This window comes from Micromonospora sp. NPDC005203, assembly GCF_042872705.1.
In the GTDB taxonomy this organism is placed as follows: Bacteria; Actinomycetota; Actinomycetes; order Mycobacteriales; family Micromonosporaceae; genus Micromonospora.
The window spans coordinates 640053-654601 of the sequence record NZ_JBIAKV010000001.1; the positions used below are offsets into that span (position 1 = coordinate 640053).

General features: G+C 70.4%; 14 protein-coding genes and 1 tRNA gene. 13 read left to right on the forward strand and 2 right to left on the reverse strand.

Annotated features, from left to right (window positions below; translation table 11 throughout):
• Positions 1-27 precede the first annotated feature (27 nt).
• The 5 genes from ACFYPM_RS03185 (at position 28) to ACFYPM_RS03205 (ending at position 4503) form a co-directional block, all read left to right on the forward strand.
• Positions 28-312, forward strand: a complete 285-nt coding sequence (locus ACFYPM_RS03185) for a Uma2 family endonuclease (protein ID WP_387190731.1) — start codon at positions 28-30, stop codon at positions 310-312.
• Positions 309-1259 (forward strand): 4-(cytidine 5'-diphospho)-2-C-methyl-D-erythritol kinase, encoded by a 951-nt coding sequence (locus tag ACFYPM_RS03190; RefSeq protein WP_387190733.1) that lies wholly within the window; start codon positions 309-311, stop codon positions 1257-1259. Before ACFYPM_RS03185 ends, ACFYPM_RS03190 begins: the two co-directional genes overlap by 4 nt.
• A 200-nt stretch (positions 1260-1459) precedes the next feature.
• Positions 1460-3259: an ABC-F family ATP-binding cassette domain-containing protein gene (locus tag ACFYPM_RS03195; protein WP_387190735.1), complete on the forward strand. Its 1800-nt coding sequence runs from the start codon at positions 1460-1462 to the stop codon at positions 3257-3259.
• Between the two features lie 101 nt (positions 3260-3360).
• Positions 3361-3816: a DUF4383 domain-containing protein gene (locus ACFYPM_RS03200; RefSeq protein WP_387190737.1), complete on the forward strand. Its 456-nt coding sequence runs from the start codon at positions 3361-3363 to the stop codon at positions 3814-3816.
• A 210-nt stretch (positions 3817-4026) separates the two neighbouring features.
• Complete coding sequence (locus ACFYPM_RS03205) at positions 4027-4503, forward strand: DUF4383 domain-containing protein (RefSeq protein ID WP_387190739.1); 477 nt, start codon at positions 4027-4029, stop codon at positions 4501-4503.
• Positions 4504-4510: 7 nt separating this feature from the next.
• Here ACFYPM_RS03205 and ACFYPM_RS03210 read toward each other — a convergent pair whose 3' ends face one another.
• Both ACFYPM_RS03210 and ACFYPM_RS03215 read right to left on the reverse strand, forming a co-directional pair.
• Positions 4511-5206, reverse strand: a complete 696-nt coding sequence (locus ACFYPM_RS03210) for a TetR family transcriptional regulator (RefSeq protein ID WP_387190741.1) — start codon at positions 5204-5206, stop codon at positions 4511-4513.
• Between the two features lie 221 nt (positions 5207-5427).
• Positions 5428-6393, reverse strand: coding sequence for an acyl-CoA desaturase (locus ACFYPM_RS03215; protein WP_387190743.1), 966 nt, complete (start codon positions 6391-6393; stop codon positions 5428-5430).
• A gap of 401 nt (positions 6394-6794) precedes the next feature.
• Between ACFYPM_RS03215 and ACFYPM_RS03220 the strand changes: the two genes are divergently transcribed.
• From ACFYPM_RS03220 to ACFYPM_RS03255, 8 genes are all read left to right on the forward strand, one after another.
• A tRNA-Gln gene (locus tag ACFYPM_RS03220) sits at positions 6795-6866 on the forward strand.
• A 110-nt stretch (positions 6867-6976) separates the two neighbouring features.
• A complete protein-coding gene (gene glmU, locus ACFYPM_RS03225) occupies positions 6977-8509 on the forward strand; it encodes a bifunctional UDP-N-acetylglucosamine diphosphorylase/glucosamine-1-phosphate N-acetyltransferase GlmU (protein ID WP_387190745.1) in 1533 nt (510 codons plus the stop codon).
• Between the two features lie 58 nt (positions 8510-8567).
• Positions 8568-9548: a ribose-phosphate diphosphokinase gene (locus tag ACFYPM_RS03230; protein ID WP_355010207.1), complete on the forward strand. Its 981-nt coding sequence runs from the start codon at positions 8568-8570 to the stop codon at positions 9546-9548.
• A 334-nt stretch (positions 9549-9882) separates the two neighbouring features.
• Complete coding sequence (locus ACFYPM_RS03235) at positions 9883-10572, forward strand: 50S ribosomal protein L25/general stress protein Ctc (protein WP_387190746.1); 690 nt, start codon at positions 9883-9885, stop codon at positions 10570-10572.
• Positions 10573-10660: 88 nt separating this feature from the next.
• The gene (pth, locus tag ACFYPM_RS03240) at positions 10661-11254 is read left to right on the forward strand and encodes an aminoacyl-tRNA hydrolase (RefSeq protein WP_387190749.1); all 594 of its coding nucleotides are present in this window, start codon (positions 10661-10663) and stop codon (positions 11252-11254) included.
• 135 nt (positions 11255-11389) lie between these two features.
• Positions 11390-12220, forward strand: a complete 831-nt coding sequence (locus ACFYPM_RS03245) for an inositol monophosphatase family protein (protein ID WP_387190752.1) — start codon at positions 11390-11392, stop codon at positions 12218-12220.
• 75 nt (positions 12221-12295) lie between these two features.
• Entirely contained in the window at positions 12296-13207 is a 912-nt protein-coding gene (cysD, locus tag ACFYPM_RS03250) for a sulfate adenylyltransferase subunit CysD (RefSeq protein WP_387190755.1), read from the forward strand.
• The gene (locus tag ACFYPM_RS03255; protein WP_387190757.1) at positions 13207-14535 is read left to right on the forward strand and encodes a sulfate adenylyltransferase subunit 1; all 1329 of its coding nucleotides are present in this window, start codon (positions 13207-13209) and stop codon (positions 14533-14535) included. Before cysD ends, ACFYPM_RS03255 begins: the two co-directional genes overlap by 1 nt.
• Positions 14536-14549: the final 14 nt, after the last annotated feature.

Here is a 14549-nt window from a genome sequence, read left to right on the forward strand (position 1 = left end):
CGCCGTGCCCGCCGAGGAGGTGTACGAGTGACCGCGCAGCCGATCGAGCCCGCCGCCCACGGGATGTGGACCCCGGATCCCGTCCGGCAGGTCGGCTCGCCCGGCACCCGTCGGCGGGACCGGCTGGAGAAGCCTGCCGACTACGCCGATGCCGGGATCCCGCACTGCTGGCGCGTCGAGCAGGATCCGGTGCACGTGTACGCGTACGACCTGGTCGACGGCCGCGACGAGCTGGCCGCTGACTCTGCCGAGGAGCTGATCGTGGCAAAGCCGTTCGACATCCGTTTGCGCGTGCGGGACATCACCCCGTGACCGAGGCCTGGCGACCCGACGGCGAGGACGAGCGGCACGGGGCCATCGGGCCGGTGCGGGTCCGGGTGCCCGCGAAGGTCAATCTGCACCTCGGGGTGGGTCCGCTGCGCCGCGACGGCTACCACGAGCTGAACACCGTCTACCACGCCATCTCCATCTACGACGAGTTGACGGCCCGCCGGGGCGACACCCTCGCCCTGACCATGGAGGGCGAGGGCACCGGCGAGCTGGCGCTCGACGACAGCAACCTGGTGATCCGCGCCGCGCACGCTCTCGCCGGGTACGCCGGGGTGCTGCCGCACGCCCGACTGCACCTGCGCAAGCAGATCCCGCTCGCCGGTGGGCTGGCCGGTGGCAGCGCCGACGCGGCCGCCGCGCTGGTCGCCTGCGACGCGCTCTGGGGCACCGGGCTGTCCCGCGACGAGCTGGCCGGGATCGCCGCCGACCTGGGCTCCGACGTGCCGTTCCTGATCTACGGCGGCACCGCGCTGGGCACCGGCCGGGGCGAGGCGATCAGCCCGGTGCTGGTCCGCCCCACCTCCTGGCACTGGGTGGTGGCGTTCGCCGACGGCGGCCTGTCCACCCCGGCCGCGTACCGGGAGTTGGATCGGCTCCGCGACGCCGGCGCCGCCGGTGACCCGTTGGGCAGCACCGACGGGCTGCTGGGCGCGCTGCGCCAGCGCGATCCCCGGGTGCTGGCCCGGATGCTCGGCAACGACCTCCAGGACGCCGCGCTGGCCATGCGCCCGGCGTTGGCCGACACGCTCAAGGCGGGTGAGGCGGCCGGCGCGCTCACCGGCATCGTCTCGGGTTCCGGGCCGACCTGCGTGTTCCTCGCCGCCGACGCCGCCGACGCGGAGCGGATCGCCGCCGAGCTGACCGCTGCCGGCGTGTGCCGTCAGGCGCGGGTCGCGCACGGTCCGGTCGCCGGCGCCCGGGTCGGCTGACGGCGCGTCCGCACGCCCCACGCCCGCACGCCCCTGCGCCCCGCCGATCTTGCACTTTCGGTCGCCGAAATACGTGGATTGTCCACTTATGTCGCGGCAGTAACTGCAAGATCGCGGGAGGAGGGCGGGTCCGCGTACCCTTGGGGTCGGCGTCCAGGTGCCCGCCGGCACCCGGACGCCTTGATCATGAAGGGTGGAACGTGGCGAACATCGTCAATCTGGACCGGGTGTCCAAGGGGTACGGCGCGGCAGGGCGGCTGCTCACGGACGTCTCGCTCGGCCTGGACGACGCCGACCGGATCGGCGTGGTCGGCCTCAACGGCGCCGGCAAGTCCACCCTGCTGCGGCTTCTCACCAAGCAGGAGGACCCCGACGACGGCCGGGTGACCCACCGCCGCGACCTCCGCGTGCTCTGGCTGCCGCAGCAACTCACCCTCGCGCCCGATGCCGCCGTCCGGGATGTCGTCCTCGGCACCGCCTGGCTCGACGAGGGCATGGGCGCCGAACACGAGTGGGCCGGCGACGCCGGTGTCCGGGGCATCCTCGACGGCCTCGGCATGCCGCACCTCGGCCTTGACCAGCCGGTCGGCCCGATGTCCGGTGGCGAACGGCGACGGGTGGCGCTCGCCGCGCTGCTCGTTCGCGACTCCGACCTGCTCATCCTCGACGAGCCCACCAACCACCTCGACGTCGGCGGGGTCGACTGGCTGGCCCGGCACCTGGTGGGGCGCAAGGGCGCCCTGGTCGTGGTCACCCACGACCGGTGGTTCCTGGACGCGATCTGCACCAACACCTGGGAGGTCGCCGACCAGACCGTCCGCGCCTACGAGGGTGGGTTCGCCGCCTGGACCCTCGCCCGCGTCGAGCGTGAGCGCGTCGCCGCCGCCACCGAGGCCCGCCGGCAGAACCTGCTCCGCAAGGAGATCGCCTGGCTCCGCCGTGGGCCGCCGGCCCGGACCTCGAAGCCCCAGTTCCGCATCGACGCCGCGAACGCGCTGATCGCCGACGTGCCGCCGGCGCGCGACACCATGTCCCTGCAACGCATGGCCACCTCCCGGCTCGGCAAGCAGGTGTACGACCTGGAGAACGTCGAGCTGCACGCCGGCCCGAAGGAGATCCTGCGCGACGTCACCTGGCTGGTCGGCCCGGGGGACCGGATCGCCATTCTCGGCGCCAACGGCGCCGGCAAGACCACGCTGCTGCGGATGCTCGCCGGCATCACCCGCCCCGACGGTGGTCGCCTCGGCACCGGCTCCACCGTGCGACCCGCGTTCCTGTCGCAGGAGCTCAGCGAGCTGCCCGGGCACCTGCGGGTCCTCGAAGCCGTCGAGGAGGTCGCCCGCCGGGTGCAGCTCGGCGACCGGGAGGTCTCCGCCGCGCAGCTCGCCGAGGTGTTCGGCTTCGACGACCGGCGGCTCTGGACCCCGGTCAGTGACCTCTCCGGTGGGGAACGCCGCCGGTTGCAGATGCTGCGGTTGCTCGCCGGTGAGCCCAACGTGCTGCTCTTCGACGAGCCCACGAACGACCTGGACACCGACACCCTCGCCTCGCTGGAGGACCTGCTCGACTCGTGGCCCGGCACGATCATCGTGGCGAGCCACGACCGCTACCTCATCGAGCGGGTCACCGACACCGCGTACGGGATGTTCGGCGACGGCCGGCTGGTGCACCTGCCGGGCGGTGTCGACGAATACCTCGCCCGGACCGCGGAGCGAGCCGGCTTCTCGCGGGCGGGCGTCACCTCGACCGCCGCGCCCGCCTCGGGAGGCGGCATGTCCGCCGCCGAGGTCCGCCAGGCCCGCAAGGAGCTGTCCCGCCTGGAACGGCAGCTCGGCAAGCTCGACCAGCGCGAGACCACCCTGCTCGGCCAGCTCGCGGCGGACGCCACCGACTATGCCCGGGTCGCCGACCTGGACGCTCAGCTCAAGGATCTGCGCGCCGAGCGGGAGCGGATCGAGGAGACCTGGATGACGCTCGCCGAGGAGCTTCCCGAGAGCTGACCGGGCCGGACGCACCGGCCCGGGGGCCGTGTGCGGCGTCACACCGCCACGTGCGGGACAATCGTCGGCGACACCTACCCCACGGCGTTGGAGACTCAGACATGGCCCACACCCCCGTCAACCACCCCGCGCGGCCGATCTACCGGGCGATCGGCGGGCTGACCGGTCTGTACCTGGTGGTCTTCGGTGTGCTCGGCATCATCGCGAGCACCGGCAACGAGATCCTCGCCCAGGATGACACCCGGGTCATCGGCCAGGGCACGAACCTCGGCTTCTCGCTGCTCAGCGTGCTGCTCGGGCTCGTCGTGCTGGTCGGCACCGCGCTCGGCCGCAATATCGACGTGGCGATCAACCAGTGGTTGTCGTACGCCCTGATGGTGATCAGCCTGGGCAGCCTCGCCTTCATCCGGACCGACGCCAACATCCTCAACTTCAGCATCGTCACCGTCATCGTCGTGATGACCGTCGCCCTGGTGCTGCTCATGGTCGGGATGTACGGCAAGGTCGGGACGGACGAGGAGGCGGAGGCGTTCCACAAGGCTCGTCTCGTTCTCTGAGCTTCCGTTCTTGGTTGCGGTTGTGGGTTTTCGCCGGAGCCCGAGCTGCTCCGGGCGGTCAGGCTTGATCCCTGCGCAGCTCGGGCTCCGGCGAAAGGCTGACCTGGTCCTGCCATTCGGCGGACCCTTTCGGCTTTGGGGTTCTTCGGACAGTTGGTTCTTAGCTGGGTGACAATTCCCCCTGAAACGGTCACATCAGGGGGTCTTGGTATGCCGCACTTTCCGGTGAACCATCCGGCACGGCCGCTCTACCGGGTCCTCTCCGGTCTGATCGGCGTCTACATCCTGGTCTTCGGCGTCTGGGGTGTCGCCGAGACGATCGGCGACCCGCTGTTCGACCGCAGCAGCACCTGGGCCCTCGGGCTGCGAACCAACCTGGCCTTCTCACTCGCCTCGGTGGTCTTCGGAGTCGTCCTGATCATCGGGGCGTCCCGGCGCACCAACCTCGGCCACTACATGAACCTCACGGCCGGCGTGGTGTTCCTGGTGGCCAGCATCCTGATGATGTCGGTGCTACAGACCGGGGCGAACTTCCTCAACTTCTCGATGTCGACGGTGATCGTGTCGATGCTGTTCGGCCTGATCCTGCTCGGCACCGGCCTGTACGACAAGATCGGCCCACCGGAACACGCCGAGGCGGAGCTGACGAACCGTAAACACCCGGTGGCCGACGTGCACCGCCGCTGACGACTGGTCAGTGCCGCCGGGCGGTGATCAGCGTCGGCTTCGCCTCCAGGTGCGACAGCCCGTTCCAGGCCAGGTTGACCAGGTGTGCCGCCACCGTCTCCTTGCGCGGCTTGCGCACCTCCAGCCACCAGCGGCCGGTCAGCGCCACCATGCCGACGAGCGCCTGCGAGTAGAGCTCGGCAAGCTTCGGGTCGTACCCCCGGCTCTTGTACTCGGCGCCCAGGATGTGCTCGACCTGGTGCGCGACGTCGTTCATCACGCTGCTGAAGGTGGCCGTGCCGGACATCAGCGGCGACTCGCGGACCAACACCCGGAAACCGCTGGTCTCCTCCTCGATGTAGGTCAGCAGGGCCAACGCCGCCTGCTCCAGCAGCTCCCGCGGGTGCCCGGCGGTCAACGCCGTGGTGATCCGGTCCAGCAGGGCCCGGACCTCCCGGTCCACCACCACCGCGTAGAGGCCTTCCTTGCCGCCGAAGTGCTCGTACACCACAGGTTTGGAGACCTTGGCGCGGGCCGCCACCTCCTCGATGGAGGTGGCGTCGAAACCGCGCTCGGCGAAGAGCTGCCGTCCGGTCGCGATCAACTGCTCGCGTCGCTGGGCCGCCGACATGCGGACTCGGGAGGCGGGTTTCGCTTTCGGCGCCGGGACCGGCGGTGTCACCCGCCGGCCGACGACACCCTCACCATCAGTGACCTCAGGCATGTCGCCGCCTCGCTGGCGCTCGGTGACGCCCTGCCGTGGAATGGTGCCTCCGCTGTGCCCGTTCACGTCGTCGCCTCACTGGCTGCCGGTCCGGCCGCCCTGCCGCCGTCCGACCGTACCCGGATCGGGTCCGACCCCCGTCTGCCGAGCCGTCCGGTTGCACCGCGTGGCTCGGTCATCCGGCCATCCTGCCAGGCAGCAACCCGGCGTACCGCCCGGTTTTAGCGGGATGCGACCGGCTTCACCAGCTTCGCGGCGAGGCGTTCCGGCTTTGGCCAGCGCACCTGCGTCGCCGCGCCGGTCTTCTCGAACAACCAGATCACCCGGGCGGAGATGTCCACCTGACCACGCAGCACACCGTGCCGGGCACTTGTGGGGTCGGCATGGTGCAGGTTGTGCCAGCTCTCGCCGAACGACAGGATCGCCAGCGGCCAGAAGTTCGACGCGCGGTCGCCCTGGCGCATCGCGAACGGACGCTCGCCGTAGACGTGGCAGACCGAGTTGATCGCCCAGGTGACGTGGTGCAGCAGGCCGATCCGGACCAGCCCGGCCCAGAAGAACGCGGTGAGCGCGCCCTGCCAGGACCAGGTCACCAGGCCGCCGATCAGCGCCGGGCCGAGCAGCGAGATGACCACCAGCACGGGGAAGAGGCGGTCGACCCGACTGATGTCCCGGTCGGCGATGAGGTCCGGGGCGAAACGCTCCCGGTTGGACAGCTCCCGGCGGAACAACCAGCCCACGTGCGCGTGGAACAGGCCCCGGGTCAACGCCCAGAAGCTGGTGCCGAAGCGCCAGGGCGAGTGCGGGTCACCCTCCAGGTCGGAGAACGCGTGGTGGCGCCTGTGGTCGGCGACCCACTGGATGATCTCGCCCTGCACCGCCAGTGACCCGGCCACCGCCAGCGACACGCGCAGCCAGCGCTTGGCCTTGAACGAGCCATGCGTGAAATAGCGGTGGAAGCCGACGGTGATGCCGAGCCCGGAGACGACGTACCAGACCAGGCCGATGACCACGTCGGTCCAGCCCAGCCAGCCGCCCCAGGCCACCGGCACGGCGACCAGCAGGGCGACGAAGGGGATCACCACGAAGGCCCAGAGGGCGGCCAGGATGCCGGGAGCCTGGCTGCCGTCGGTGAGTGGTTTCGGACCGCTGGCGGCCGGGTTCGGATTGAGCAGGGTGGTGGACATGAGACCTCGCAGGGGGACGATGACGATCACGAAGCTACGCCTACGTCACCGTAACTTACGGCTCCGTAGATCGCACGGGGAAGTTTCGAACGCTCCTCGCGTAGCCAGCCAGAGTCCCAGGTGAGGTGCCGTGCGGACGGCGCCCCGGGGAGGGCGGCCCACCCCCACCCCACGCGTTGATCATGAGGTTGTCCGCGCGTGTCGTCGCCGTGTTGGGCGACAACTCCATGATCACCGGGGTGGTGGCGCGGTGGGCCAAGCGCCCGGACGGCCCGACCGCAGTGAGGCGGTGTTGATCAACGCTTGCCGGGGCGGAGGGATGAGCGATGGCGTCCGGCGGCCGGGGCGCTAAGGTGTAGCGGCGGGGTGCCATCCCCCGCGCGATGCCCTCGCGTCGCTGATCGGCCGTGGTGTAATTGGCAACACCCGGGTCTTTGGTACCCGTATTTCAGGTTCGAACCCTGGCGGCCGAGCTGCCCATCTACGTCCGTTTTAGGGTCAGGTGGGGGTAAGAGGGAAAGGTGCCGGGCCTCGCGGCTAGCATGGCCGCGAAAGTGTCCGCCGTCCCGACGGGAGCCACGTCGTGCCCCAGCCCCACCTTCGTACCGTCGTCGTACTCGCCGCCGGTGAGGGCAAGCGGATGAAGTCGACACTGCCCAAGGTGCTGCACCCCCTGCTCGGTCGGACGCTGCTCGGTCATGTGCTGAGCGCCGCCGCGCCGTTGGCCGCGGACCGGACCGTCGTCGTGGTGGGGCACGGCGCCGACCAGGTTCGGGAGCACCTGACCGAGATCGCACCCGACAGCACGCCCGTGCTCCAGGCCGAACAGCTCGGCACCGGACACGCCGTGCGGATCGCGCTGGACGCCGTCCCGGACGGCGCCGGCACGGTCGTGGTGATCAATGGGGACGTGCCGCTGCTGCGTCCCGAGACGGTCGGCGCGCTGGTGACCGCGCACGAGGAGGCGGCTGCGGCGGCCACCGTGCTGGCCGCCGAGGTGCCCGACCCGACCGGGCTCGGGCGGATCGTCCGGGACGCCGACGGCCGCCTGGAGCAGATCGTCGAGGAGCGCGACGCCAACGCGACACAGCGCGCCATCCGGGAGATCAACGCCGGCATCTACGCGTTCGACGCGGTGCGGCTGCGCGAGGCGCTGAGCAAGCTCTCCACCGACAACGACCAGGGCGAGGAGTACCTGACCGACGTCTTCGGCCTGCTCCGTTCCGTGGGTGAGCCGGTTGCTGTGCACATGGCCGTCGACCACGTCGAGACGTTGGGCTGCAACGACCGGGTGGAGTTGGCGGCGCTGCGCCGGCTGCTGCGCGACCGGGTCAACGAGGTGTGGATGCGTACCGGGGTGAGCCTGCTCGACCCGGTGACCACCTGGATCGACGTGACTGTGGCACTGGACCGCGACGCGGTCATCGACCAGAACACCCAGTTGCGCGGCGCGACGGTGGTCGGTGCGGGGGCGTCGGTCGGGCCGGACGTCACCCTGATCGACACGCTCGTCGGCCCCGGCGCGTCGGTGGTCCGCAGCCACGCCGTCGGCGCCGAGGTCGGCGCGGGCGCCAGCGTCGGGCCGTACGCGTACCTGCGGCCCGCAGCGCGGCTCGCCGACAAGGCGAAGGTCGGCACGTTCGTCGAGGTGAAGAACTCCGAGATCGGCGCCGGCTCGAAGGTGCCGCACCTGACGTACGTGGGTGACGCGACGATCGGCGAGCAGACCAACATCGGCGCGGCCTCGGTCTTCGTCAACTACGACGGGGTCAACAAGCACCGCACGGTGATCGGCAGCCACGCCCGGACGGGCGCGGACAACATGTTCGTGGCGCCGGTCGAGGTGGGCGACGGCGCGTACACGGCGGCCGGCTCGGTGATCGTGGACGACGTGCCGGCGGGCGCGATGGGTGTCGCCCGGGCGCGCCAGCGCAACATCGAGGGCTGGGTGGCGAAGCGGCGGGCCGGTACGCCGGCGGCCGAGGCGGCGCAGCGTTCCGGCGACGCGGAGGGTGCGTCGGAGGTGGCCGGCGCGGCAAGCGACAGTGAGGCAATGCACGGGGTGACCGAGACGGTGGGCGGCACATCCGGCGCGGGAGATACTGCAACCGAATAGTCCCCGACCCACCACCACCGGGTCGGGTACCGCCGACAAAACGGGAGCAGACGGGCCCATGGGCAGCATCGTCGCCGAAAACCGCAAAAGCCTGATGCTCTTTTCCGGACGTGGCTTTCCGGAGTTGGCCAAGGAGATCGGTGAGGTGCTCGGTATCGCGCCGACCCCCGCCGACGCGTACGAGTTCGCCAACGGCGAGATCTTCGTACGGTTCAAAGACTCGGTGCGTGGGTCGGACGCCTTCGTGGTGCAGTCCGTCACGCACGGGGTGAACACCTGGGTCATGGAGACCCTGATCATGGTGGACGCGCTGAAGCGGGGGTCGGCCAAGCGGATCACCGTCGTGCTGCCGTTCTACCCGTACGCGCGGCAGGACAAGAAGCACCGCGGCCGGGAGCCGATCTCCGCCCGGCTGGTGGCGGACCTGTTGAAGACCGCGGGCGCCAACCGTATCCTCACCGTCGACCTGCACACCGCACAGATCCAGGGCTTCTTCGACGGCCCGGTGGACCACCTCTTCGCGATGGACATCCTGGCCGAGTACGTGGAGCACAAGTACGCCGGCCGGCCGATGACAGTGGTGGCACCGGACTCGGGCCGGGTGCGGGTGGCCGAGCGGTGGACCGACCGGCTCGGCGGTTGCCCGCTCGCGTTCATCCACAAGACCCGCGACCCGATGAAGCCGAACCAGGTCGTGGCGAACCGGGTGGTCGGCGAGGTGGAGGGCCGGGTCTGTCTGATCGTCGACGACATGATCGACACCGGTGGCACGATCGCCAAGGCCGCGGACATCCTCAAGGAGTCGGGGGCGGCGGAGATCGTGGTCGCCTCCACCCACGCGCTGCTGTCGGACCCGGCCACGGAACGCCTGAAGAACAGCTCGATCAGCGAGATCGTGGTGACCAACACGTTGCCGCTGCCGCCGGAGAAGCAGTTGGACAAGCTGACCGTGCTGTCGATCGCGCCGCTGCTGGCGCGGGCGATCCGGGAGGTCTTCGACGACGGGTCGGTGACCACCCTCTTCGGTGGCCTGAGCTGAGGGGTGCGCCCCGTTTCGTCATTCGACGCGCCGGTGGGTACAAAGCTGGCAGTCTGGTGGGAAACGGGGCTGGCACGCCGATGGGAACGCCGTCGACGCGCCGGTCTGGAGCCGTGAACGGGGACTGCCGCAAACCCTGGAAACAGCTCGGGTAGACTGGTGCGGTTGCCACGGCGAGGGTGCCCGGCGGGCCGCTGAAAAGCGCCGCACGGAGGCACCGTCATCGACGCGGTGCTCCGGGCAGTCGTTCATGACGCATGAGCCCCAGCGAGCCCCTCGCCCCAGCACCGCAAGACGACAAGCCGCCGCAGCGAAAAGCATCAGGAGTTTCCCCGTGTCCGAGGTAAAGATCAGCGCCGAGCCCCGCACCGAGTTCGGCAAGGGTGGTGCCCGCCGTACCCGCCGGGCCGGCTTGGTGCCTGCCGTGCTTTACGGCCACGGCGAGAAGCCCAAGCACATCGCGCTGCCGTCGCGGGAGTTCGCCGCCGCGATCCGCAAGGGCGGTGCCAACCAGCTCTTCGCGATCGACATCGCCGACGGCACCCAGGTGCTGGCGCTGCCGAAGGCGATCCAGCGGGACCCGATCCGGGACACCTTCGAGCACATCGACCTGATCCTGGTCCGCCGGGGCGAGAAGGTCACCGTCGACGTTCCGGTGCAGCTGACCGGCGAGGCCGCCCGGGACACCCTGATCGTGCACGACCACGACACCCTCTCGGTGACCGCCGACGCCACCAAGGTTCCGGACCACCTCGAGGCGTCGATCGAGGGCCTGGAGGCGGGCAGCCAGGTGACCGCCGCCGACGTCAAGCTGCCGTCCGGCGTCGAGCTGGTCGCCGATTCGGAGCTGACCGTCGCATCGGTGACCGCTGCCCCCACCGCCGAGCAGCTTGAGGCGACGCTGCCCGAGATCGAGGTGGCCACCGACGAGGCCGAGGCCGAGGTTGGCGAGACCACCGAGGGCTCCGAGGGTGCGGACACCGCCGAGGGCGGCGAGACCACCGAGGCGCGTACCGAGGCCTGATCAGTTCCAGCTTTGCGACAGGCGCTCCCGGACGTTCGGGGGCGCCTGTCGACGTTTCGGGTGGGATGAGCGTCGAAAGGGACGGGTCGTGACGGACGAGGCGGCGGGACCGTGGCTGGTGGTCGGCCTGGGCAACCCGGGTCGGGAGTACGCCGGGAACCGGCACAACGTGGGGTTCATGGTGGCCGACCTGCTGGCCGGGCGGTTGAGCGCGCGGTTCGGCCGGCACAAGCGGGCGGTGGCCGAGGTCGCCGAGGCGCGGCTGGGATTCGGCGGGCCGAAGTTGGTGCTGGCGAAGCCGTTGACGTACATGAACCTTTCCGGCGGGCCGGTGGCCTCCCTGGCCCAGTTCTACAAGGTGCCGACGACGCAGGTGATCGCGGTCCACGACGAGCTGGACATCGACTTCGGTCAGGTGCGGATCAAGTTCGGCGGCGGTGAGGGCGGGCACAACGGCCTGCGCTCGATGTCGAAGTCGTTGGGGACGAAGGACTACGCCCGGGTCCGGTTCGGGGTCGGCCGACCGCCGGGGCGGCAGGATCCGGCGGATTACGTCCTGTCGGATTTCGGCACGGCGGAGCGCAAGGAGCTGGATTTCCTGGTCGACCGGGCCGCCGACGTGGTGGAGTCGGTGATCGTCAGGGGCGTGGAGCCGACGCAGAACCTCTACCACGGAGGCTGAGCCGGGCGAGGCGTACCGGATCCGAAACGGTTGGCCGGTAGTCTGCGCCTTTCGGCGTGCCGCGCCTGCCGACGCGGGTCGCGGCGAATCGGTCCGTGCGGGCACGGGTCGCGGCGAGGCGACAGGAGCGGGCAGATGACCAGTCCTCCGATGATCGACGGCGCGTTCGCCCGTTGGTTGGCGTCCCGGGCCGGGCAGGCGCTGCTCGACCTGCGCGTCGAGATGGGCTTCGCGGACGCCGGCGCGCTGAAGTCGGCCGGGGACAAGGTGTCGCACGACCTGATCCGCACGGAGTTGGCGAAGTGGCGGCCGGGCGACGCGGTGCTCTCCGAGGAGGACGAGGGCTCGCGGTTGGCCTGGGCGGCGGAGGTGAACGCCGGGGCGGTGTCGCGGCTGACCTCGGACCGGGTGTGGATCATCGACCCGTTGGACGGCACCCGCGAGTTTTCCGAGGAGGGTCGCTCGGACTGGGCGGTGCACGTGGCGCTCTGGGCGCGCAGCGCGCCGAGTCCACACGGGCTGGTCGCCGGGGCGGTGGGGCTGCCGGCGCAGCACCGGGTGCTGGGCACGGACTACCCGCCGGCGTACCCGCCGATGACGGTGGAGGCCGCGACGGCCGGCGAGCGGAAGATCCGCCTGGCGGCCAGCCGGAGCCGGCCGCCCGTCTTCCTGACCGACCTGGCCGAGGACGTCGGGGCGCATCTGGTGCCGATGGGCTCGGCCGGCGCGAAGATCGCTGCCGTGGTCACCGGCGAGGTGGACGCGTACATCCACGCCGGCGGGCAGTACGAGTGGGACTCGGCGGCCCCGGTGGCTGTGGCGACGGCCACCGGACTGCACGCTTCCCGGATCGATGGTTCTGCGCTGAAATACAACGAGGCGGATCCGCGCCTGCCGGACCTGCTGGTCTGTCGCAAGGATCTCGCCAACCGGTTGCTTGCAGCGCTGCAGAGACATTCCGGGTAGCCTGAGCGCACTTTCTTGACATGTCCGACCGGAAAGGTCTGGAAATCGGATGAGCGAGCGAATCGAGCCGGTGTCATGACCACCCCCGCCGCCTACCGGGTCTCCCACCTGGACGCCCTGGAGGCGGAGAGCATCTTCGTGATGCGCGAGGTGGTCGCCGAGATGGAACGCCCGGTGCTGCTCTTCTCCGGCGGCAAGGACTCGATCGTGATGCTGCGGTTGGCGCAGAAGGCGTTCGCCCCGGCCAGCATCCCCTTCCCCGTCATGCACGTCGACACCGGGCACAACTTCCCCGAGGTCCTGGAGTACCGCGACCAGCGGGTCGCCGAGCTGGGGTTGCAGCTCGTGGTCGCAAGCGTGCCGGAGGCGCTGGCCAGCGGCATGGTCCGGGAGTCCGGCGACGGGATGCGCAACCGGATCCAGACGCCGGTGCTGCTGGACGCGGTGGAGAAACACCGCTTCGACGCGCTGTTCGGCGGTGCCCGCCGCGACGAGGAGAAGGCTCGGGCCAAGGAGCGGGTGTTCAGCTTCCGCGACGAGTTCGGCCAGTGGGACCCGAAGAACCAGCGGCCGGAGCTGTGGTCGCTGTACAACGGCCGCCACCATCCCGGAGAGTCGATCCGGATCTTCCCGTTGTCCAACTGGACCGAGTTGGACGTCTGGCACTACATCGCCCGGGAACGCATCCCGCTGCCCTCGATCTACTACGCGCACGAGCGCGAGGTGATCGAGCGGGACGGCATGGTCTACGCGGTGAACGAGTTCTTCCGCCCCCGCACGGGTGAGGAGCGGTTCAAGGCGCAGGTGCGCTATCGCACCGTTGGCGACGCCTCCTGCACCGCGGCCGTCCGCTCCGACGCGGACACCGTGGAGAAGGTCATCGAGGAGGTGGCGGCCACCCGGATCACCGAGCGCGGCGCCACCCGTGGTGACGACCGGGTCAGCGAGGCCGCCATGGAGGACCGCAAGCGGGAGGGCTACTTCTGATGAGCACCGAGATCACCGCGTCCGCGAATGCGGAGGCCCGGGCTGTTACCGGGGCCGGGCCGGAGGCCCGCGCGATGGACCTGCTGCGTTTCGCGACCGCCGGCAGCGTGGACGACGGCAAGTCGACCCTGATCGGCCGGCTGCTCTACGACACCAAGTCGCTCTTCACCGACCAGTTGGCCGCGGTGGAGGCGGTCAGCGCGGCCCGCGGCGACGAATACACGAACCTGGCACTGCTCACCGACGGTCTGCGGGCCGAGCGGGAGCAGGGCATCACCATCGACGTGGCGTACCGGTACTTCGCCACCCCGCGCCGCAAGTTCATCATCGCCGACACCCCGGGGCACATCCAGTACACCCGCAACATGGTCACCGGGGCGTCCACCGCCGACCTGGCGTTGATCCTGGTGGACGCCCGCAAGGGCCTGGTCGAGCAGTCCCGCCGACACGCGTTCCTGTGCTCGCTGCTGCGGGTGCCGCACCTGGTCCTCTGTGTCAACAAGATGGACCTGGTGGACTGGTCGCAGGAGGTCTACGAGCGGATCGCCGACGAGTTCACCGCGTTCGCCGCGAAGCTCGACGTACCGGACCTGACCGTGGTGCCGGTCTCCGCGTTGCGCGGCGACAACATCGTCACCCGCTCGGAGAACATGCCCTGGTACGAAGGCCCGTCGCTGCTGCACCACCTGGAGCGGGTGCACATCGCGAGTGACCGCAACCTGGTCGACGTCCGGTTCCCGGTGCAGTACGTGATCCGCCCGCAGTCCACCACGGTCACCGACTACCGCGGCTACGCCGGTCAGGTGGCCTCCGGCGTGCTCAAGCCGGGTGACGAGGTGATGGTGCTGCCGTCCGGCTTCACCAGCCGGATCGCCGCCGTGGAGACCGCCGACGGGCCGGTCGCGGAGGCGTTCCCGCCGATGTCGGTGACGGTACGGCTGGCCGACGAGATCGACATCTCGCGGGGTGACCTGATCTGCCGGCCGAACAACGCGCCGGCGGTGGCCCAGGACATCGAGGCGATGGTCTGCTGGATGGACGAGACAGCCCCCCTGCGGGTTGGCGGTCGGTACGCGATCAAGCACACCACCCGCTCGGCGCGGGCGATCGTGCGCGGCCTGCACTACCGGTTGGACATCAACTCGCTGCACCGCGACGAGTCGGCCGACGAGCTGCGGCTCAACGAGATCGGGCGGGTGCGGCTGCGGACGACGGTGCCGCTGCTCGCCGACGAGTACCGGCGAAACCGCACCACCGGAGGCTTTGTCATCATCGACGAGGCCACCAACCGCACGGTGGGCGCCGCCATGATCGTCGAAGCCACCTAAGCCGGCCCCGACCC